Raw genomic sequence first — 21,103 nt, 5'->3', positions numbered from 1 at the left:
CGGTCGCTGGGAGAGGCGACTCCGGTAGTGTGACAGCACCTATAAAGAAAGTGGAATGCCCGCCATGCTTGCCTCTGCCGACCTGCTGACCGCCTTTGTGCTGTTTGCCTTCGTATCTTCCATCACGCCTGGCCCCAACAACACCATGTTGCTGGCCTCGGGGGTGAACTTCGGCGTGCGCCGCTCGGTTCCTCATGCCTTGGGTATCAGTTTCGGTTTCATGATGATGGTGCTGGCTGTCGGCCTGGGGCTGGGGGAGGTATTCAAGGCCTGGCCACCACTGTACACGGTGCTGCGCTACGCTGGCGCCGCCTATCTGCTGTACCTGGCCTGGAAGATCGCCACTTCCGGGCCGGTCGGCACGGCCTCGTCCAGTGCCCGCAAACCGCTGGGCTTCTTGGGTGCGGCGGCGTTCCAGTGGGTCAACCCCAAGGCTTGGGTGATGGCGGTGGGGGCGATTACCACCTACACGCCAGCGCAAGGCTATGTAACCAACGTGATCGTCATTGCGGCCTTGTTCGCTTTGGTCAACTTGCCCAGCGTGGGGGTATGGGTGATGTTCGGCAGCGCCCTGCGCAACCTGTTGCAAAATTCGCCCTGGCTGATGCTGTTCAATGTCGTGATGGCCCTGTTGCTGGTGATTTCCCTGTACCCGCTGCTGTTTGTAGAATCAGCGTTTTCCTGACCCCGAGAGTACAGTAAGCCGATGCAGTTGATTCCCTGGTCCCACGAATGCGCCGAAGGTTTCACCCTGCGTGGCTGGCGAACTCCGGCCAGTGGCAAACCGCTGCTGCACTTTCTGCATGGCAACGGCTTCTGTTGCCTGGCCTACCAACCGTTGCTGATGCGCCTGGGCGAGCATTTCGACCTGTGGCTTTGCGACGTTCAGGGCCATGGGGACAGTGATCATGGCGGGGTGTTTCGCGGCTGGAACCGCACTGCTGCCTTGGCGGTGGAGGCCTTTCAGGGTGGACGTGGCGAGTATGGCGACGTTCAGCGGTTTGCCGCAGGGCACAGCTTTGGTGGCGTGCTCACGGGGCTGATCCTGGGCAGTGAGCCGCAACTGTTCGCACGTGCCGTGCTGCTCGACCCGGTACTGTTCAGCCGACGCATGATCGGCGTGATGGGGGCGGCAGCCCTGGTCGGCCTGCATCAGCGCCACGCCCTGGCTCGCAAGGCTGCCAGCCGCCGCAGCCACTGGCCCGATCGCGAGTCGGCGTTGGCCTCGCTGGAAGGGCGCGGCATCTTCAAAGGCTGGACCCATGCGGCACTGCAGGCCTATGTCGAGCATGCCATCGGTGAGTGTGGCGAGGCCGTAGTGCTCAAGTGCCGGCCCAGCCGTGAAGTGGAGATCTTCAGTTCGTTCCCTAAACGCATGTGGGCCAGTCTGGCCGCAATCAGGACGCCGACACGAGTGTTGTACGGAGAAGACACCTATCCCTTCGTGCCACACTCGGTGAATCGCCTGGCGCTGCTCAACCGCAATGTGACCGCACGGCAAGTTCCCGGTGGGCACTGTTTCATGCAGGAAGACCCGGCCATGGCGGCCGAGCAAGTGCTCGATTTCTTGCAGGGTTGACTGTTCCGCAGGTGGGACGATGCATGCCATTTTAGCCATCTACCGCGTGATTAACATCATTGATAAGGTTATCTCAGCCAAGAGAGGAGCCTTCTCATGAAAACGATTCTGGGTATTCACCGAAGCCCCCACGCCCATTGGGTGGGTGATGGTTTCCCGGTGCGCAGCCTGTTCACCTACGACAACCTGGCCAGCCGGATCAGCCCGTTCCTGCTGCTGGATTACGCTGGCCCGCATGATTTCGCCCCTACCCAAGCACGACGCGGTGTAGGCCAGCATCCGCATCGCGGCTTCGAGACCGTGACCATCGTCTACCAAGGTGAACTGGAGCACCGTGACTCCACCGGTGCTGGCGGCTTGATCGGCCCAGGTGACGTGCAGTGGATGACGGCGGCCAACGGCATCATTCATGAAGAGTTTCATTCCCCCGACTTTGCACGCAGTGGCGGCACGCTGGAAATGGTCCAGCTGTGGGTGAACCTGCCGGCGCGGCACAAGCGTGCAGCGGCCGGCTACCAGACGCTGTTGGCCGGCGACATTCCGGTGGTAGCGCTCGACGGTGATGCCGGGAGCTTGCGGGTGATTGCCGGTGACTATCACGGCCACCAGGGGCCGGCTCGAACCTTCACCGCGATGGACGTGTGGGATTTGCGGCTCAACGCCGGCGCGGCCTTGCAGTTGCCGGTTGCTGCCGGTCGCAATGCGGCGCTGGTGGTGATGCGTGGTAACGTTCGAATCAATAGCGAGCGCGAAGCAGGCCCGTCGAGCCTGGTGCTGCTCGACCGGGAGGGTGTAGACGTAGCTGTCGAGGCGCTGGACGATGCAAGTGTGCTGCTGCTCAGCGGTGAGCCAATCGATGAGCCGATCGTCGGCTACGGCCCGTTCGTGATGAACAGCCAGGCAGAGATTGCCGAGTCGTTCGATGATTTTCATGCCGGGCGGTTTGGACAGATGCAGGACGAGAGGGGAGGCGCCGCGCACTGATCCTGTTAATTTGTTGGCCTGCTCCGGCCCCTGTCGCTGGCAGGTCTTCTCCCACGGCGACCCGGCTGTACATTGGTCAACGCGTTGCTGACCAAGACCACTCGTCGTCAAGTCTGCTAATGCAGTCGAACACTCGGCCCCCGCGGAGAATCTTCCACTAAGGTGCTAAAGGATCCCCCGCAAGCTCATTGCCCGGGCGCATGGACAGCTGGCCGAGCATGCGCAATATCAATTGGCGCCCCGCCCGACAAAGGCGTACTCCCAAACAACAGGCCATCCCACAGAGAGGGTCGTACCATGTCGTTGATAGGCGTTTCGATACTAGAGATGCGGCAACTGATCGAGCAGGCCTGCTTGCCAGACCGCTGTGAAGTCAGCTGCCCGGACGGCGCCCACCTGACCATCCGCCTGGGTCAGGGCCAGGATCTCGATCAGGGCGTGACGCTCAGCGGGGTCGCGCTGCAAAACCTCAACAGTTGCCGTGATCTGGTCAACCTGGTGGACCAGCTGCATGCGCTGCGTGACAACCACCCGGCGCCGCTCAAGGCGATCGCCTGAACGCGCCTGTCGTGCCCCGGTCAGTCCAGGCTGGCCGGGCGTACGTATTCCGGCATCAGGCCGTTGAACCAGAACAGGATCATTGCCACAAGGATGGTCACCAGCAGTAGCAACCCTACCCCCCAAACGCACGTTGCAAACAATAACGCCTGCTCTTTCTTCAGCCGCATGAAAGTCTGCAACCCGCCAAACAGCAACACGCTGGCATACACAGAGGCAGCCATTAGCGCGGCAAAGGCGAGCCAACGAATTGGCATCAGACCAACCACTCCGGCAAAGAACCACGGCGTGGCGCAATAGGCGGCAAAACCGATACACTGGTTCAGACTGGGCTGTGTATCGAACCCTCGTGACATCCAGCGGATCATCACTCCCATCAGCATCACACCTATCACAGTGGTGGTATACAGCAGGCCTGCCAATTGCGCGGCGCTGCCGATGCTAAGGCGTACCCGCTCCTCGGCCGCCAAGCTCCAGCCGAAGGTGGTAGTGCCGACGAGGAGGCACACGGCGGGTATCAGCGCCAAGGCTAGCAGGCGTGGCAGGTATTGCTGTGGGTTGTCTTCCTCGGCCCGGCGGATGTCCAGCCAGGCGTCGGCGGGGTGGGTGAAGAGCTTGAATAACGGACTGTTCATAGCGTTCTCCGGTAGGCAAGAGCCTTTTGCTATGGAGACACGCGGCTGTCAGCCAGTTCAGCCTGGATGGCCGCCGTTGATCGGCTTATTGCAGTTCCAGCAGCAGGTTCAGGCCACCGTCGCCGCACTTTCCCTTCTCGCGAACCACGCCGTGGTAACTCCGCCCATCCCAGACGAAGGCCACACTGTGAGCTCGGTCGATCTTGTCAGGCAGTGGGGGGCAAACGTGCAGGCGCAGCCCTGGGCGACCCTGCAGGTTGAGGGCGGCGAGTTGGCATTGGCATTCCACTCGTTGCGCCACCGGGCCGAACAGGGTGTCGCGTACGTAATCGAGCTGCAGCGAAGCATTGGGTGCGCGGCCAGGCATCTTCATCGGTACATGGCTCCGTTGCAACGGCTCGAAGAACCAGGCGGGTTGGGCATGGCAGGCTCCAGACAAAAGAAAGGCGGCTTATCATTCGAAGCTTGCCTGGCCAAGATGTTCAATGTGTTTCATGTGCGTTCATCTTGTTTTGCGCTGGATGGCAGATGACGGCCTCTGTTCAGGCACCCGCCTTGCGCAAGGTCAGGTTGATCCGCCGTTCGCCCAGGCGCGGATGCACACCGGGTTTGATCGGTAGCACGCCGTGGAAGCGCAAGCGGTCTTCGCCGCCCCAGACCAGCACATCGCCGTGGCTCAGCGCAATGCGCTGAGCCTTGTCGGCACGCTGCAGGCCGCCGAACAGGAACACCGCCGGCAAGCCCAGCGACACCGACACGATCGGCTGGCCGAAATCCTGCTCGTCGCGGTCCTGGTGCAGACTCAGGCGTGTGCCCGGCAGGTAATGGTTGACCAGGCAGGCATCCGGCACGAAACCGTCAAACCCGGCCATGGCTGCAGCGCGGGAGGCCAAGGCGAGCAAAACCGGGGGCAGGGCGGGCCAGGGCTGGCCACTGAGTGGGTCGGTGGGGCTGTAGCGGTAGCCATGTTGATCACTCACCCACCCCAGCGTACCGCAGTTGGTCAGGGCCACTGCCATGCGCAGACCTCCAGGGGTGTACATGTGCCGGAACGGCGCAGCACGCAGCACCGGACGCAGGGCATCGAGCAGCGCCTCGGTTTCGGCCAGGGCGAAGCCGGGCAGCAGCACGGTGTGGCTGGCCAGGCGTTGCGGCTGGGTGCCGAACAGGTCGAGGTCGGACTGGATCATGCTGCTGCACATCTTCGAGCGGTTTGCCATTGTACCCGACAGATACACGTCAGGGGATTGCACACGCCGGCCGGATCGAATGATGGCAGAGGGCGGGATAACAGAAAAAGGAACCGCGGCACCAGGGAGAGAAGCACCGCGGTTCAAGGGGGAGCGGCTTACTGCTGGGTCACAGTGGCCAGGTTCGCGCTGCCCAGCTGGGTGATGGTGGCGGATTGGGCGACACCACTCTGGTCGACGAACGCCTTGTTGCTTTGGCCCCCCTGGGTCACGTAGGCGACGTTGATGCTGTCGGTCTGTTTGATGGTGGCTTCGTTTCCGCTTCCGTAGAGTTGGTTGGTGTAGCTCTGGTTGCTATAGCCGGACTGGTCGAGCGTGATGGTGTTGCCGGTGCCCTGGCTGCTGCCGTAGGCATAGTTGTCGGTACCACGCTGGTCGGCGATCAGAATGTTGTCAGTGCCGTTTTGTTCGAAGTACAGCTCGTTGCTGACGTCATCCTGCTTGGTCGACATCTGGTTGCCTGTACCCGTCTGGCTCAGCGTGGCCTGCTGGTCAGCGCCCTTCTGGGTCAGATTGACGCCGTTGCCATTGCCCGTCTGGTTGATGGTGGCGTTCTGGTTGGTGCCGAACTGGCCACCCATCTTGGCGCCTTTCCAGTTACTGGCGGTGATGCTGTTGCCATTGCCTTGGGTGTTGATGGTCAGGTTGAGGTTCTCACCATTCTGATAGGTGAAATGCAGGTTGTTGTTGCCGGTCTGGGTAATGGTGGTGGTCGAGTTGTTGGTCTCGAACTGGTCCGACCAACTGGCGTTGGCATTGCCTTGCTGCGACAGGCTGACCTTGTTGCTGACGCCGAAGCTCTGGTCGATATAGCCTTCGTTCGACTGGCCGGTCTGGACCACGGAGGCCTGGCTACCGATCTGTGTGTCCTGCCACACTTCCACGGAGTTGCCGCCCCCGTACTGGCCAATGGCAATGGTGCCACCTGTGCCTTCGCGCTGGTCGCCATAGGCCCAGTTGCCGTGGCCATCCTGATAGACCTGGATATCGCCATCGACCTGGTTCAGGTGCTCGGCGGTGGCGTAGTTGTCCTGGCCGGTCTGGTTGACGGTGCTGCGATTGTTGCTGCCACCGAAGGTCTGTTCGATGAACGCCTCGTTGCGCTGGCCGGATTGCAAGCTGGTGGCTTTGCTGCCTTCCTGGCTGTCCTGCCACACGGTGGATTTATTGCCGACGCCTTGTTGGGTTTGCAGCGATTCGTTATTCGACCCTATCGACTGGCTGGCGAAGGCATCGTTGTAGCTGCCTCCCGCCTGCTGGGTGATCTGGCTGCCGTTCTCGAACAGTTGCTCAGCGTAGCCAGCGTTGTACTGGCCGGTGGCACTCTGGTGTATATCGCTGGTGCTTTCGGCCTGCACGGCGAGGTGGTTGTGGCCCTTGCCAGTCTGGTTCTGGGTGGCCGAGGCGAAGGATGCCTGGGTCTGAGAGACCTCGGCGATGTTTTCCTTGCCGTCCTGGGTCTGGGACGAGGTGCTGTCAGCAGCCATGGCCTGACCTGCGAGGGCCAGGACGATAGCGGCACTTAACGGAGCGAGCTTGTACATGGTGGTGCCTCCAGGTCTATCGGTATTGGGTGATCTGAACATGCTGGCCATTGCCAGCCTGGGTCACGGAGCTGTTGAGCCCTGAGCCGGACTGCACGATGCTGGCGCTGTTGTCGTTGCCGATCTGCTCGATGGCGGCGTTGTTGCTGCTGCCGCTCTGGCGAATCGACGCACTGTTGCCATTTCCCTGTTGGCTGATGATGGCCATCAGGTCACTGCCTTCCTGCAAGATGTGCGCTTCCTGGGCACCGCCGGACTGGACGATACGGCCCAGCAGGGCCTGTCCGTTCTGGTCGAGGGCGGCGCGGTTGCCTGACCCTTGCTGCTCGATCACCGCAGCCTGGCCGGCACCGGCCGGCAGCAGGCGGATGATCACTGGTTCACCGAGGTCGTTGCCGGGTGCAAGGTCGGCATTGTCCATCAGGTCCTCTGCCCAGCAGGCCTGGCCCACCAGGGCCAGGCAGAGCAACAGGGAGTACAGCCGTTTCATCGAAGCCTCCGGCTTTTACTGCACGACTACGTTGACGGTGCGCGTGGTGCCTTGGCTGGTGGTGATCGTCGCCGTCGGTGCCGCAGTCGGGATGATCGTGGTGCTATTGCTTACCACCAGGCGCCAGCGGCCGGTCAGCGCTACCGTGGCCGTCCCCAAGGTCTGGACGCCCGTGGTAGTGGTTACCTGCACGGTTACGGTATTGCCGGTGGTCACCGACGAGGTGCCACTGATGTCCCAGTTGTAACGGTTGTTGGAGCGCGCCGTGACCGTGGCTGTCGTGACGGCGAAGGTTTCAGCGGCAGGCCGAGGCGACACGTTGACGGTGACCGTACTTGGGGTGGACAGCCCCCCCAGCGAGTCACGTGCCTGGTAGGTGAAGGTGGTGGTGAAGGCTGTGGTTACAGTGGCCGGTGGGGTATAGGTCACGGTTGTGCCGTCGGTGCTGACCGTGCCACGGCCGGCGGCCGGCTGGGTGATGTTGGCCACACTCAGCGGTACGTTGCCTTCTGGATCGGTGTCGTTGGCCAGCACGTTGATGGTCAATGGCACGCCCAAGGTGGCGACGGTTTCCGGGTTGGCAGTCGGTGCCTGGTTAGGTGCGACGTTGATGGTGACCGTGGCCGGTTCCGACTTCACGCCCTTGGCATCCACCGCCCGGTAGCTGAAGTTGGCTACCAGCGGTTGTGTGGCCCCGGTCGGCGGTGTGTAGGTAACCGAGGTGGTGCCGTTCAGCACGACGCCGCCAAGGCCGGTCCCGGGTTGGGTCAGGTCGCTGATGGTCAGCGGCACGTCGCCATCCGGGTCGCTGTCGTTCAGCAACAGGTTGAGTGTGATCGGTACACCGACACTGGTGCTGCCGACATCGGCCTGGGCCAGCGGTGGCTGGTTGGCGGCCTCGACCGGGGCGCTGCCAACCACGATCACCGGCTCCACATCACTACCGCCATGGGCAGACTTGACCGTAACGGTAGCGGGCGGTTGAGCCAAATCGTTGACCGTGATGCTTTGCAGCGTGCCCGATTTCGACATGCGGCCGTAGCCTTGGGCGAGCAGGTCGGGGACCGTTACTTCGTCGCTGGAGCTGGCCTCGATCAACAGACGTTTGTTGGCCCAGTCATAGCGTGCGGTGCTGACTTTGACCACGTCGCTGAGCTTGCTCGAGAGCGCAGTCGGCTGGGTGCCGCCGACTGCGTTGCTGGCGGTGACAACCACCACCGCTGGCGGCACCGACTGGTTGAACTGCTGGCTGAAGAACAAACCGTTGTTGTCCGAAGTCAGGGTGAACTGACAAGGCGAAGGCGGCGTGCCGATCAGTGCCAGGCCATTGCGCATGCACAAGCTGGCCTCACTCGGGGCCTTGGCGAACACTTCCACGCGGGTGCCGCTGCCGTTGCGCGAATAGGTGGCGCGCTCCAGGGTGACCGGGGTTTGTGCTCGCTGGTCCAGCACCTTGCCAGACACGGTGAACGTGTTGGTCTGAATGGCGCCCGCGGGCCCTTCGATGCGCACGAAGTTGGTATTGAAGGGGCTACCCGTGACCGCTTCGGTGATATTGGGGTCGCCGATGTAGGTTTCGGTGGTGCCCGTGTCAGGATTGACCTCGGTATATGGCCCGCCAACCCCCTTCAGCCAAGGGCCGATCGCCCCCCCCAGCGCCCCCTGGAAGTTGCCCGGAGCACCGATACCGATGTCCCGGGTGATGTTGATCGCGCGACGACCTGCCGTGGTGACGTTGACCGTCTCCACCCCATAAGGGTGCGTGATGGTGTAGGTACCGGTGCGTGGGACCGATGCGCGGATACGGATGCGGGCGAAACTTTGCTGATCACCGTCTACCGGGTTTTCAGCAGCGAAGGCTGCCTCTATACCGGCAACGTAGACCTCCAGTTCATATCCGCTGTTACCCACTTGTGGTATCGAGGTTTCGGCCAGGAACCAGAACATCTCGGGTGGCCAGTTATCTGGAAATACCAGCGGCAGGGCATCGTCATAGACCCCGGGCTCGGGCAACAAGGTGCACATGTAGGCGGGCGCCCCTGGTGCGCCTGGCGCACGGGTGCTGGTGGCACGCGACTGGCACAGCTCCAGGGATTGGTCGAGGCTGTCCTTGTACCACATCGGATAGCCACCTGTGGCGAAAGTGTAGGGCCCCGGATCGACATCAGACAGCGCGGCGAACGCGGCGCTGGTAACGGTAAGAGAGAAACCGGCGGCCAACAGCGCACGGCGCGACCAAGTGTTCATGCTGCCTCCTTGAAGGCTGAGCCTTTGTCTGTTCATGGCACCAGCACCACGTCTTCGGTGTCGCTACCACCGTTGGCGCTGGTGACCTGCACCTTGGCCGGCGGAATGGGCGAGAGGGTCATGCTCAACGTCTTCACGGCGCCGGTACCGCCCAGGTTGCCGATCAGTGTGCCGTTGCCGGTATGTGCGGTAAGTACTGGAGGTGTTGTTTCGTCACTGGTGCTGGCCACCAGGGTCAGCTCGCCGGTGGACAGGCGGTACTGGGCTTGCGTGATGGTGACCAGGTCGGTCAGGGGAACGTTGCTGGTGGTCAGGCTGCTGGTCGGGATTGCCACGCTGTTGTCAGCGGACAGTGTCACGATGGTTCCGGCCGCCGGGTTGAGGGCTGACTGGGCGTACCAGGCGCCGGTGCCGTTGGCCTCGGTGAGGCTCAGGTTGGGGGTCTGGCTGGTCAGGGTGACGCTTGCCGGTGGCGGCGGGGCCAACACGAAGATGTCTTGCTGGGCGATCAGGTCGCCGTTCTCGGTATGGCGTGAGTAAGTGCTGCGTTGTGGCATCAGCGGGGTGGGCAGGGCCACTTCGGAAAGCTTGCCCGAGACAGCGAAGAGCTCGGTGCGCAGGTCGATGCCACCAGGGCCTTCGATGCGTACGTAGTTTGTGTTGAATGGGCTGCCCGTCACCCGTTCTTCCAGGTTCGGGTCACCGATGAAGCGCTCGTTGCCTTCGGTGTAGGGGCCGTTGACACTGCGCAGGAACGGCCCGACATCGCCCTTGAGTGCGCCGGTGAAGTCGCCTGCGCCGGCGATGCCGATGTCGCGGGTCATGTTGATCGCCCGGCGCCCTGCAACGGGCACATCGAACACTTCAACACCATAGGGGTGGGTGACCACGTAGGTGCCCGCGGTGGGTACGTCGACCCGGATACGGACCCGGGCGAAGCTGACTTGGTCACCCTCGACAGGTTCTTCGGCGGCGAATGCCGCTTCGATCGCGGTACCGTAGCTGAGGTCGATGCCACTGGCGGCGTCGACGATGGCAGCGTCAGCAGTGAACCAGAACGCTTCGTCAGGGAAGTTGGTGGGGAAGACGATGGGTTGGGTATCGTCGAACACACCAGGCGTGGGCAGCAGCGTGCACATGTATGAAGGTGCGCCGGGCGCGCCGGCGACCCGGGAGCTGACCGCCTTGGTCAGGCACAGGTCGAGGGTACGACCGTGGCTGTCCTGGTACCAGGCGGGGAAGCCGCCATTGGCTGGGACGTAAGCGCCTGGATCGACAGCGTTCAAGGCGGCCTGCGCGGGAAGCTGGAGAATGCCGGCGAAAATCGCCACTGCCAGCGGGTGGGGTATCGGTCGGTGCATGAGTCAATTCCTCCTGCAAACGGGCCCATGGACTTGGGGCGTCTGGGAGGAGATCGGCAAGACCTGTGCCAAACCCTGAAAAATGCTGTGCAGGCCTTGTGGGGCAGGGGGTTCAGATTTTCAGTAGGGCTTTATGCCAGCGGCTGGCGGTGGGCAGCGTTCCCCCAAGGTTGGGGATTGGGGGCCGGTAATTTCAACCCGGTTTTCGATGCAGAGCCGAGTTCTGAACGAAATACAGCGCCAGCAGCGTAAACCCGCTGGATGCATGGCCACCCGGCCAGCAACGGCCATCGCCGGGCTTGCTCCATAAAGAGAAGTTTTCGAACCATTCGACCCGGGGCTGCGAACCGCCATACAACGTGGTTTCCACAGGGCAATACACGCTGGTATGGCTTTTCAGGTAGTGAATCACGGTGGTGCTCAGTGCGAACGCTACCACCACGAACAACAGGTCGCGTCGGTGTTGGGTGGCAAAGCGCAGTACCGGTGCAATACGGACCTTTTCCAGCGCCTGGGCAAGGCCCAATTGGAGGCGGTTGGCCAAGCGCGGCCAGATGAACGACAGCAAACTGCCTATGACGGCCAGTTCACCGGTCCAGTTCGGCAGGATGCGTGGCCATTTGTGGGTGATTCTCTCGAATAACGGGTTGTGCAGCAGCGGGAACTGGCCAGTGGCCGGGTCAAGCAGCAGGTTGCTGATCCAGCGATCGAAGTCTGTGAGGTCGAAGGCCATGAACACAATGGCGGCCAGCAATAGCGGCAGCAGCAGGTTGTTGCGGTAGAAGGTGGCGCGGGAGGGAATGCTCAGAGTTCCTTGGCATCAATGAGTGTGTGCCATTCATTGGCCGCCATCTGGCCGAGCACCTTCGTCTTGCCATCGTTGCCACGCGTAATGAACAGGGCGCTGGCATAGCTGTTCGCTGTTGCGCTAGAAGGCGCTTTGAGCGCCTGCTCCAGTTGTTCCATGCAGCCACTGTGGCTGACCAGCACGAGGGTGTGGCCTTCAGGCAGGCATCACTGGAGCGGTCGCAGCGTTCGGCATGGCGCAGGCAGAGGGTGAGGCTGGTATGGAAAAAGCCTTGGCCGTTAGGCGTGCAGTGGAGGTCAAGCCAGGTAAGAAGGCAGAAATGAAACCGGTTTCAAAACATGTCTGAACGCGCTAGATTATTCGGCTGTCTTCTTGGTGGCCTATCAAGATCACCTCTCAATTGAAAATCAGATGGCGCTTATCAAGGCCACCCCCACAGCCGATGAGGATTCGCAATGCCTGAGCATGCCCCAGACAACCCGCGCAGGGATTTTCTGCGCAAGACCTTGACCCTGATCCCTGTCGTTACCGTGGCCAGCACGGGGCTTGGCGCTGGCGCCAGCCAGCTGCTTGCGGCCCCGCAACAGCCACCGAACGTGCCCGCCACGCCACCTGCGGGCAATTATCAACCGACATTCTTCAGCGCCGAAGAATGGGCTTTTGTACAAGCCGCCGTGTCGCGCATCATCCCGGCCGATGAGCTTGGCCCAGGGGCACTCGAAGCTGGCGCTGCCGAATTTATCGACCGGCAAATGAACACCCCGTACGCGACTGGCGCACAGTGGTACATGCAAGGGCCGTTCAACGCCGACGCCGCGCCCGAGCTGGGCTACCAGCTGCAGCTCAGCCCGCAACAAATCTACCGCCTGGGCATCGCTGCCGTGGACGGCTGGTGCAAGGCCAATAGCGGACAGGTTTTTGCTGCGCAAGATAGCGCTACCCGGGACCTCATTCTCAGCAAGTTGGAGGCAGGAGAGCTGGTTTTCGACACCGTTCCGGCCAAGGTGGTCTTCAGCCTGCTGGTGCAAAACACGCGTGAAGGGTTCTTCTGCGACCCGATTCATGGCGGCAACAAAGGCATGGTCGGCTGGACCCAGATCGGCTTCCCCGGCGCCCGCGCCGACTTCATGGACTGGGTCGAGCGCAATGAGCCTTACCCGTTCCCGGCTGTATCGATCCGTGGTGAGAGGGCCTGAGGCATGGCGACTGTGTTGAACAAAGTGGATGCGGTGATCGTCGGCTTCGGCTGGGCCGGTGCGATCATGGCCAAAGAGCTGACCGAGGCCGGGCTGCACGTGGTAGCCCTGGAGCGGGGGCCGATGCAGGATACCTACCCCGAAGGCAGCTACCCACAGGTGATTGATGAGCTGACCTACAGCGTGCGCAAGAAGCTGTTCGTCGATGTATCGAAAGAAACCGTCACTGTCCGCCATAGCGTGAATGATGTGGCATTGCCCAATCGCCAGTTGGGCGCATTCCTGCCGGGCAAGGGCGTGGGGGGCGCGGGCCTGCACTGGTCGGGTGTGCACTTCCGGGTCGACCCCGTCGAGTTGCGCCTGCGCAGCCACTATGAAGAGCGCTACGGGCGCACGTTCATTCCCGAAGGCATGACCATCCAGGACTTCGGCGTCAGTTACGAAGAGCTGGAGCCCTATTTCGACTTTGCCGAAAAGGTCTTTGGCACTTCAGGCCAGGCCTGGACCGTCAAAGGCCAGGTGGTCGGTGAAGGGAAGGGCGGCAACCCCTATGCGCCGGACCGTTCCAACCCGTTCCCGCTGCCTGCGCAGAAGAACGTTGTATCGGCAAGGCTGTTCGAAAAGGCTGCCACCAGCCTGGGCTACAAACCTTACAACCTGCCGTCGGCCAACACCTCGGGGCCATACACCAACCCCTACGGGGCGCAGATGGGGCCGTGCAACTTCTGCGGTTTCTGCAGCGGCTACGTGTGTTACATGTACTCCAAAGCCTCGCCCAACGTGAATATCCTGCCGGCGCTGCGCCAGGTGCCCAACTTCGAGTTGCGGCCCAATGCCCATGTACTGCGGGTGAACCTGGACGACAGCAAGCGCAAGGCCACCGGCGTGACCTACATCGATGCCCAGGGGCGCGAGGTGGAGCAGCCGGCAGAGCTGGTGATTCTGGCGGCTTTCCAGTTCAACAACGTGCGTCTGATGCTGCTTTCCGGCATTGGCAAACCTTACGATCCGGTGAAGAACGAGGGTGTGGTCGGGCGTAACTTCGCCTATCAGAACATGGGGACAGTCAAGGCGTTCTTCGACAAGGACACCTACACCAACAACTTCATCGGCGCAGGTGGCAATGGCATTGCCATCGACGATTTCAACGCCGACAACTTCGACCATGGCCCGCACGGCTTCGTCGGCGGTTCGCCAATGTGGGTGAACCAGGCCGGCAGCCGGCCGATTGCCGGTACCTCCAACCCGCCGGGCACACCGGCCTGGGGCAGTGCCTGGAAAAAAGCCACGGCCGACTACTACACCCACCAGGTGTCGATGGACGCCCACGGCGCCCATCAGTCCTACCGTGGCAATTACCTGGACCTGGACCCCACCTACCGCGATGCCTACGGTCAGCCGCTGCTGCGCATGACGTTCGACTGGCAGGAAAACGACATCAAGATGAACCAGTTCATGGTCGACAAGCTGAGCAAGATCGCCCAGGCGATGAACCCCAAGGCCATTGCTGTGCTGGGCAAGCAGGTCAAGGACCACTTCAACACTACCAGTTACCAGACCACCCACCTGAACGGCGGGGCGATCATGGGCACCGACCCCAAGACCAGTGCACTGAACCGCTACCTGCAAAGCTGGGACGTACACAACGTGTTCGTTCCGGGGGCTTCGGCGTTCCCGCAGGGGCTGGGTTACAACCCGACCGGGCTGGTGGCCGCACTCACGTACTGGTCGGCTCGCGCCATCCGTGAGCAGTACCTGAAAAACCCCGGTCCGTTGGTCCAGGCTTGAGGAGCGATGAGCATGAAGACACTGTTGATCGCAACCTTGGTGCTGGGTGCCGGCGCGGCTGCACAGGCCGTAGCGAATGACGATGCGCAGGTACGCCTGGGCGAGTACCTGGCCCGCGCCGGTGACTGCGTGGCCTGCCATACCGCCAAAGACGGCAAACCCTTTGCCGGTGGGTTGCCGATGGAAACGCCGATTGGCACGGTGTACTCCACCAACATCACCCCGGCGGCCAGTGGCATTGGCCAGTACAGCTTCGAAGACTTCGACCAGGCCGTGCGCAGGGGTATCGGCAAGGACGGCAGTACGCTCTATCCGGCCATGCCATACCCGTCGTATGCGCGGGTCAGCGAGCAGGACATGCAGGCGCTGTACGCCTATTTCATGAAGGGCGTGGCGCCTGTCGAGCAGGCGAACAAGGCCTCTGACATTCCTTGGCCGCTGAGCATGCGCTGGCCACTGGCAATCTGGCGCGGCCTGTTCGCACCAGAGGCCAAGCCCTGGCAGGCATCGGCGACAGCTGACCCTGTGGTGAACCGCGGTGCGTACCTGGTCGAGGGCCTTGGGCATTGTGGCGCTTGTCATACGCCGCGGGCGCTGACCATGCAGGAAAAGGCCCTGAGCGCTGCTGATGGCGAGCAGTTTCTGGCCGGCAGCGCGCCGCTGGAAGGCTGGATTGCCAAGAACCTGCGTGGCGATCACAAAGACGGCCTGGGCAGCTGGAGCGAAGCGCAGTTGGTGCAGTTCCTCAAGACTGGGCGCAGTGATCGCAGCGCCGTGTTCGGCGGCATGAGCGATGTGGTCGAGCACAGCATGCAGCACATGAGTGATGCTGACTTGACCGCTATCGCCCGCTACCTGAAAACCCTGCCGCCAAGTAATCCGGATGACCAGCCGCATGTATACGACAAGCAGGTCGCGGATGCGCTATGGAAGGGTGACGACAGCAAGCCTGGGGCGGCGGTGTACATCGACAACTGCGCGGCCTGCCACCGCACCGACGGGCAGGGTTACACCCGCGTGTTCCCGGCCTTGGCCGGCAACCCGGTGGTGCAGACTGCGGATGCCACGTCGCTGATCCATGTGGTGCTCGCCGGTGGCACGGTACCGGCAACGCACAGTGCGCCGTCGAACTTCACCATGCCGGCTTTCGGCTGGCGTCTGAGTGACCAGGAGGTTGCCGAGGTGGTGAATTTCATTCGCAGCAGCTGGGGTAACCAGGGCAGTGCGGTCACGGCCGGTGATGTGAAGTCGCTTCGCTGACATGTATTTCTGCGCCCTCGCCCGTAGGAGCGGGTTTACCCGCGAACACGGGCGAAGCCCGTGCCATCCCCTAACGTAATCAGATTCCAGGACAAGCCCTGCCGACAGATATAAATCTATTAATATCAATTATCTATGCAATATTCTTAATGCGATTTAACATTTTATGTCTCCGTGTCCGACCAACGGCCTGTTGACGAACCCGCGCATTTTTGCTGTATTGAAACCGGTTTCATCACTATTAAAACAATCATAAGGAAAACCCATGACCGACGCGCCTGCCCATACCCGCGAACGGGTCACCATCAGCGAAGTGGCGCGTGTTGCTGGCGTTTCCAAAGCCACCGTCTCCCGTTACATCGGTGGCGACCGCCAATTGCTGGCCGAAGCCACGGCCAAGCGGCTGGAAGAGGTCATCGAACGCCTTGGTTATCGTCCCAACCAGATGGCTCGCGGCCTCAAGCGCGGCCAGACGCGACTGATCGGCATGCTGGTGGCCGATATCCTCAACCCCTATTCAGTGGCCGTGATGCACGGCGTGGAAACCGCCTGCCGTCAGCATGGTTACAGCCTGGTAGTTTGCAACACCAACCGCGACGACGAGCAGGAGCGTCACCACCTGGTGGCCCTGCAGAGCTACAACGTCGAAGGGTTGATCGTGAACACGCTCGGTCACCACCCCGGCGAACTGCTCAACCTGCAGCGTGACATCCCCATGGTGCTGGTCGACCGCCAATTGCCCGAGCTGAATGTGGACCTTGTCGGCCTGGACAATGCTGATGCAGTCGAGCAGGCCCTGGACCACCTGCAGGCCCAGGGCTACCGCGACATCCTGGCGGTCAGCGAACCCCTCGATGGCACCAGTTCACGCCTGGAGCGGGTGCAGGCGTTCGGCGCATCGATCAGCCGTCGGCCAGGCATGCGTCAGCAGGTACTCGAAATCGGCGCCGGGCTGCAGGGCCAATTGGCTTCGTTTCTTGCCCACAGAGGTCATGGTCCGCAAGCCATCTTCACCTTCAACGGCGTTGCCACCTTGGCGGTGACCCGGGCCCTGCTCGAGGCCGGGCGCAACCTGGTTGCCGATGTCGGGCTGATCGCCCTTGACGACCTCGACTGGTACCCCTTGGTCGGCAAAGGCATCACCGCACTGGCCCAGCCCACCGAGCGTATCGGCGTGGCGGCATTCGAAAGCCTGCTCGGTCGTTTGCGCGGCGACAGCGGCGCAGCCCGGCGCATCGACTTCAAAGCCAACCTGATCATCCGCGGTTCAACCCAACCCCAGTAAGAAAACGGCAGGCTTGTGCCTGCTGCTGATCAAAAATGAAACCGGTTTCATAAGGACAAGAACAATGCAAGCGAACCCCGTTTCCATCAGTCTCTCCAGCTACGGCGCCGACTTTGTGCGCCAACGTGGCCAGGAGCAGTTTCTGGACCTGCTGGCAGCCGCTGGCGTCAGCCGCGTCGAATTGCGCGAAGAATTGTTCGCCAGCGCACCGGACGCAGCTGCGCTCGGTAGGGTCATTGCCGCGCTGCGCCTGGAATGCCTGTACTCCACCCCCCTTGAACTGTGGACCGCTCAAGGCGTGCCCGACCCGCTGCTGGTGCAGAAGCTGGAAATTGCCCGGGCGCTTGGCGCGGTGGCGCTGAAGGTTTCCTTGGGGCACTTCGATGAGCACTGCGATGTGACGGCCCTGGCGTCGCTGCTGCCTGCGCAGGGGCCTCTGTTGCTGGTGGAAAACGATCAGACCGCACAAGGTGGCAGGATCGAACCGATGCTGCAGTTTTTCCAGCGTGTCGACCCGCTTGGGCTGCGCCTGGGCATGACGTTCGATATCGGTAACTGGCAGTGGCAAGGCGAGCCTGCGCGGCAAGCTGCAAGGCAGCTAGGCCGTTGGGTGCGCTATGTGCATTGCAAGGCTGTGCAGCGCCGGGCCGATGGCCGTCTGGTGGCCATACCGCCGCAGGCTGCGGACCTGCAGGAGTGGGCAGCGCTGATGGCCGAGTTCGCACCGGGCGTGGTGCGCGCCGTCGAGTACCCCCTGGTGGGCGAAGACCTGTTGGCGCTGACGCGGGCCCAGGTGCGTCACCTTTCTGCACTGGGCGCGGCGCAGGAGCTGGACCATGCATGAACATGACGTGCTGTGTTTCGGCGAGACCATGGCCATGTTCGTTGCAGAGCAAGCCGGTGACCTGGCCGGTGTCGGACAGTTCGGCAAACGCATCGCCGGCGCCGACAGCAACGTGGCGATTGGCCTGGCGCGGCTGGGTTTCAAGGTGCGCTGGCTGAGCCGGGTAGGTGACGATTCGCTGGGCCGTTTCGTTCTCGACAGCTTGCGCGGCGAAGGCCTTGACTGTTCCGGCGTCGAGGTGGATGCCAACTACCCGACGGGTTTTCAGCTCAAGGCCCGCAGCGATGATGGCAGCGACCCGGCAGTGGAGTACTTTCGCCGCGGTTCGGCGGCCAGCAGGCTGTCACCTGCGATGGTGAGCCCCGTTTGGCTGCAGGCTCGGCACGTGCACGCTACCGGTATTCCGCTGGCGCTGTCGGACAGCTCGCGGGCGCTGTCCCACACGCTGCTGGATGCAATGCGCGCAGCCGGGCGCAGCATATCGTTCGACCCTAACCTGCGCCCCTCGCTGTGGCCCGATCAAAGCAGCATGGTGCGTGAAATCAATGCCCTGGCGGCCAAGGCCGACTGGGTTTTACCGGGGTTGGAAGAGGGGCGGTTGCTGACTGGTCAGCACACCCCGGCCGATATCGCCGCGTTCTACCTGGACCAAGGGGTGGAACTGGTGGTGATCAAGCTGGGCGACGCTGGCGCCTACTTCCGCAGCGCCAAGGGCGAAGGGCAGGTAGCCCCCGTGCCAGTCAGCCGCGTGGTGGACACCGTCGGTGCAGGTGATGCCTTTGCCGTCGGTGTGCTCAGCGCGCTACTGGAGGGCCGTCCGGTAGCCGAGGCGGTAGCGCGCGGCAACTGGTGCGGCAGCCGTGCCGTGCAGTCGCGGGGCGACATGGAAGGGCTGCCGCTGCGCGATGAACTGGAGGCCTACGACCTGCGCAGAAGCGCATGAGCCGATCCCGAATCACCTGTTGCAACAAAAACAACAAGCTCAGGAGAAACAATCCATGCAAAGCCAAAGCCTGGCACCTCGCCGCTGGTGGTACATCATCCCGATTGTGTTCGTCACCTACAGCCTGGCGTACCTGGACCGCGCCAACTACGGCTTCGCCGCCGCCTCCGGCATGGCCGAAGACCTGCACATCACCCCGGTGCTGTCTTCGTTGTTGGGTGCGCTGTTCTTTCTCGGTTACTTCTTCTTCCAGGTGCCCGGCGCCATCTACGCTGAAAAGCGCAGCGTGAAGAAGCTCATCTTCGTCTGCCTGATCCTGTGGGGCGGCCTTGCCACGCTTACCGGCATGGTCAGCAACGTCTACATGCTGATCGGTATCCGCTTCCTGCTCGGGGTGGTGGAGGCTGCGGTCATGCCGGCCATGCTGGTGTACCTGTGCCATTGGTTCACCCGGGCCGAGCGTTCGCGCGCCAATACATTCCTGATGCTGGGCAACCCGGTGACCATTCTGTGGATGTCGGTGGTGTCCGGTTACCTGATCAAGCATTACGACTGGCGCTGGATGTTCATCATCGAAGGCCTGCCCGCCGTGATCTGGGCGTTCTTCTGGTGGCGCCTGGTGGATGACCGCCCGGCCCAGGTGGCTTGGCTGAGCGAGCAGGAAAAGGCCGCCTTGGCGCAGGCACTGGCTGCCGAGCAGCAGGGTATCAAGCCTGTAAAGAACTACCGCGAAGCGTTCCGCTCGCCGCAAGTGATCATCCTGGCGCTGCAGTACTTCTGCTGGAGCATCGGCGTGTATGGCTTCGTGCTGTGGCTGCCGTCGATCCTCAAGCAGGCGGCGAATGTCGATATCGTGCAGGCCGGCTGGCTGGCCTCGGTGCCCTACCTGGCGGCGGTGCTGGCGATGGTGGGCGTGTCCTGGGCGTCCGACCGCCTGCAAAAGCGCAAGCGCTTCGTCTGGCCGCCGCTGCTGATTGCCGCGTTGGCGTTCTATGGTTCCTACGCCTTGGGCAGCGAGCATTTCTGGCTGTCGTATGCATTGCTGGTGGTTGCTGGCGCCTGTATGTACGCACCCTATGGCCCATTCTTCGCGATCGTGCCCGAGATCCTGCCGGCCAACGTCGCAGGCGGCGCCATGGCGCTGATCAACAGCATGGGGGCGCTGGGCTCGTTTGGCGGTTCGTGGCTGGTGGGCTACCTCAATGGGGCTACGGGCGGGCCCGGCGCCTCTTATCTGTTCATGTGCGGTGCGCTGCTGACGGCAGTGGCGCTTACCGCTGCGCTCAATACTTCCCAGACCTCTGGCCGGGCAAAGCGCGATAGTTCGCGCCTGGCCATGAACCATTAGGAAACCTGCAATGAAGAAGCGAATCGTCCTGTATAAACGCCTGTCCGAAGACCTGATGGCACGCCTGCAAGATCGCGTCGAGGTGACCTGGGTGGATACCACCCAGCCCGATGGCCTGGCCCGCCTGCGCGATGCATTACCGGGGGCGCATGGGTTACTGGGGGCCAGCCTGCGCCTGGATGCCAGCCTGCTCGACCTTGCCCCGCAACTGGAAGTGGTGTCGAGCGTTTCGGTAGGCGTGGACAACTACGACATTGCTGAACTCAGCAGGCGTGGTGTGATGCTCACCAACACGCCCGACGTGTTGACCGAAACTACGGCCGACACAGGCTTTGCCTTGATCCTGGCTACCGCCAGGCGGGTGGTGGAGCTGGCGAACTGGGTGCGTGACGGCCGTTGGCAGGCCAACCTGGGGCCGGCGCATTTTGGCAGTGATGTGCACGGCAAGACGCTAGGCATCGTCGGCATGGGCCGCATTGGCGAGGCCCTGGCCCGGCGCGCGGCCGCTGGTTTTGGCATGCGCGTGCTGTATCACAGCCAGCGTGCCAAGCCCGAGGTGGAAGCACGCTATGCCGCATGCCAGTGCAGCCTGGATGAGCTGTTGCAGCAGGCAGATTTCGTTTGCCTGACGGTGCCATTGAGCGCCAGCACCGAAGGCCTGATAGGCGCACGGGAACTCGCGTTGATGAAGCCTGAGGCAATCCTGGTGAACATCTCACGCGGGCGTGTGGTGGATGAGCAGGCGCTGATCGAAGCGCTGCGGGCCAGGCGCATCCGAGGTGCGGGGCTGGACGTGTTCGTGCACGAGCCGCTGCCGACCGATTCGCCGCTGTTGCAGCTGGATAACGTGGTAGCGACCCCGCATATCGGCTCGGCGACCGAGGAAACCCGCCAGGCCATGGCGCGTTGCGCGGTGGACAACCTGCTCAGCGCGCTGGCCGGTGAACGGCCGGTAAACCTGGTCAACGGCTGACGCGCCCCCG

Annotated in this window: 19 protein-coding genes and 2 pseudogenes; 12 read left to right on the top strand and 9 right to left on the bottom strand. The window is 62.4% G+C overall.

Annotation, left to right across the window (positions count from 1 at the left end; translation table 11 throughout):
- Positions 1 to 55 precede the first annotated feature (55 nt).
- The 4 genes from ACF8FG_RS18655 to ACF8FG_RS18640 all read left to right on the top strand — a co-directional run bounded on the left by ACF8FG_RS18655 (position 56) and on the right by ACF8FG_RS18640 (position 3,121).
- Positions 56 to 685, top strand: a complete 630-nt coding sequence (locus ACF8FG_RS18655) for a LysE family translocator (RefSeq protein ID WP_392519116.1) — start codon at positions 56 to 58, stop codon at positions 683 to 685.
- A 21-nt stretch (positions 686 to 706) separates the two neighbouring features.
- Complete coding sequence (locus ACF8FG_RS18650; RefSeq protein WP_014590844.1) at positions 707 to 1,579, top strand: alpha/beta fold hydrolase; 873 nt, start codon at positions 707 to 709, stop codon at positions 1,577 to 1,579.
- Between the two features lie 96 nt (positions 1,580 to 1,675).
- Complete coding sequence (locus ACF8FG_RS18645; protein ID WP_014590845.1) at positions 1,676 to 2,563, top strand: pirin family protein; 888 nt, start codon at positions 1,676 to 1,678, stop codon at positions 2,561 to 2,563.
- Between the two features lie 297 nt (positions 2,564 to 2,860).
- A complete protein-coding gene (locus tag ACF8FG_RS18640; RefSeq protein ID WP_012052201.1) occupies positions 2,861 to 3,121 on the top strand; it encodes a DUF1652 domain-containing protein in 261 nt (86 codons plus the stop codon).
- Positions 3,122 to 3,141: 20 nt separating this feature from the next.
- Here ACF8FG_RS18640 and ACF8FG_RS18635 read toward each other — a convergent pair whose 3' ends face one another.
- The 9 genes and pseudogenes from ACF8FG_RS18635 to ACF8FG_RS18595 all read right to left on the bottom strand — a co-directional run.
- Positions 3,142 to 3,756, bottom strand: coding sequence for a Yip1 family protein (locus tag ACF8FG_RS18635; protein WP_318077759.1), 615 nt, complete (start codon positions 3,754 to 3,756; stop codon positions 3,142 to 3,144).
- An 85-nt stretch (positions 3,757 to 3,841) separates the two neighbouring features.
- Complete coding sequence (locus tag ACF8FG_RS18630) at positions 3,842 to 4,129, bottom strand: hypothetical protein (RefSeq protein WP_003253801.1); 288 nt, start codon at positions 4,127 to 4,129, stop codon at positions 3,842 to 3,844.
- A gap of 169 nt (positions 4,130 to 4,298) precedes the next feature.
- The gene (alkB, locus tag ACF8FG_RS18625) at positions 4,299 to 4,958 is read right to left on the bottom strand and encodes a DNA oxidative demethylase AlkB (RefSeq protein WP_019437533.1); all 660 of its coding nucleotides are present in this window, start codon (positions 4,956 to 4,958) and stop codon (positions 4,299 to 4,301) included.
- A 146-nt stretch (positions 4,959 to 5,104) separates the two neighbouring features.
- Positions 5,105 to 6,550, bottom strand: coding sequence for a curlin (locus ACF8FG_RS18620; RefSeq protein WP_019437534.1), 1,446 nt, complete (start codon positions 6,548 to 6,550; stop codon positions 5,105 to 5,107).
- A gap of 16 nt (positions 6,551 to 6,566) precedes the next feature.
- Positions 6,567 to 7,040: a curlin gene (locus ACF8FG_RS18615; RefSeq protein ID WP_019437535.1), complete on the bottom strand. Its 474-nt coding sequence runs from the start codon at positions 7,038 to 7,040 to the stop codon at positions 6,567 to 6,569.
- A gap of 15 nt (positions 7,041 to 7,055) precedes the next feature.
- Positions 7,056 to 9,287: an Ig-like domain-containing protein gene (locus ACF8FG_RS18610; RefSeq protein WP_318077752.1), complete on the bottom strand. Its 2,232-nt coding sequence runs from the start codon at positions 9,285 to 9,287 to the stop codon at positions 7,056 to 7,058.
- A gap of 32 nt (positions 9,288 to 9,319) precedes the next feature.
- Positions 9,320 to 10,648, bottom strand: a complete 1,329-nt coding sequence (locus ACF8FG_RS18605; RefSeq protein WP_318077751.1) for a hypothetical protein — start codon at positions 10,646 to 10,648, stop codon at positions 9,320 to 9,322.
- A gap of 226 nt (positions 10,649 to 10,874) precedes the next feature.
- Positions 10,875 to 11,450, bottom strand: a pseudogene (locus tag ACF8FG_RS18600) (PAP2 family protein); the annotation flags it as partial.
- 2 nt (positions 11,451 to 11,452) lie between these two features.
- Positions 11,453 to 11,653 (bottom strand): annotated as a pseudogene (locus ACF8FG_RS18595) (histidine phosphatase family protein); the annotation flags it as partial.
- Between the two features lie 258 nt (positions 11,654 to 11,911).
- Here ACF8FG_RS18595 and ACF8FG_RS18590 point away from each other — a divergent pair.
- The 8 genes from ACF8FG_RS18590 to ACF8FG_RS18555 all read left to right on the top strand — a co-directional run bounded on the left by ACF8FG_RS18590 (position 11,912) and on the right by ACF8FG_RS18555 (position 21,093).
- On the top strand, positions 11,912 to 12,652 hold the full coding sequence (locus ACF8FG_RS18590) for a gluconate 2-dehydrogenase subunit 3 family protein (RefSeq protein WP_318077750.1): 741 nt from the start codon (positions 11,912 to 11,914) through the stop codon (positions 12,650 to 12,652).
- Positions 12,653 to 12,655: 3 nt separating this feature from the next.
- Positions 12,656 to 14,440, top strand: a complete 1,785-nt coding sequence (locus ACF8FG_RS18585; RefSeq protein ID WP_041166960.1) for a GMC family oxidoreductase — start codon at positions 12,656 to 12,658, stop codon at positions 14,438 to 14,440.
- Positions 14,441 to 14,452: 12 nt separating this feature from the next.
- Positions 14,453 to 15,700, top strand: a complete 1,248-nt coding sequence (locus ACF8FG_RS18580; RefSeq protein WP_019437540.1) for a cytochrome c — start codon at positions 14,453 to 14,455, stop codon at positions 15,698 to 15,700.
- Between the two features lie 265 nt (positions 15,701 to 15,965).
- On the top strand, positions 15,966 to 16,985 hold the full coding sequence (gene ptxS, locus ACF8FG_RS18575) for a transcriptional regulator PtxS (RefSeq protein WP_014590858.1): 1,020 nt from the start codon (positions 15,966 to 15,968) through the stop codon (positions 16,983 to 16,985).
- Positions 16,986 to 17,049: 64 nt separating this feature from the next.
- Positions 17,050 to 17,829 (top strand): sugar phosphate isomerase/epimerase, encoded by a 780-nt coding sequence (locus tag ACF8FG_RS18570; RefSeq protein ID WP_014590859.1) that lies wholly within the window; start codon positions 17,050 to 17,052, stop codon positions 17,827 to 17,829.
- Complete coding sequence (locus tag ACF8FG_RS18565; RefSeq protein ID WP_019437542.1) at positions 17,822 to 18,772, top strand: sugar kinase; 951 nt, start codon at positions 17,822 to 17,824, stop codon at positions 18,770 to 18,772. The genes ACF8FG_RS18570 and ACF8FG_RS18565 overlap by 8 nt, the downstream gene beginning before the upstream one ends.
- 55 nt (positions 18,773 to 18,827) lie before the next feature.
- Positions 18,828 to 20,120: an MFS transporter gene (locus ACF8FG_RS18560; protein WP_010954250.1), complete on the top strand. Its 1,293-nt coding sequence runs from the start codon at positions 18,828 to 18,830 to the stop codon at positions 20,118 to 20,120.
- A gap of 10 nt (positions 20,121 to 20,130) precedes the next feature.
- Positions 20,131 to 21,093 (top strand): D-glycerate dehydrogenase, encoded by a 963-nt coding sequence (locus tag ACF8FG_RS18555; RefSeq protein WP_014590861.1) that lies wholly within the window; start codon positions 20,131 to 20,133, stop codon positions 21,091 to 21,093.
- Positions 21,094 to 21,103: the final 10 nt, after the last annotated feature.

Origin of the sequence: Pseudomonas sp. YQ_6, from assembly GCF_043103245.1 — a bacterium.
GTDB lineage: Bacteria > Pseudomonadota > Gammaproteobacteria > Pseudomonadales > Pseudomonadaceae > Aquipseudomonas > Aquipseudomonas alloputida.
The sequence above is the reverse complement of the archived record's forward strand: the minus strand, read 5'-3'. Positions and strand labels throughout refer to the sequence as shown.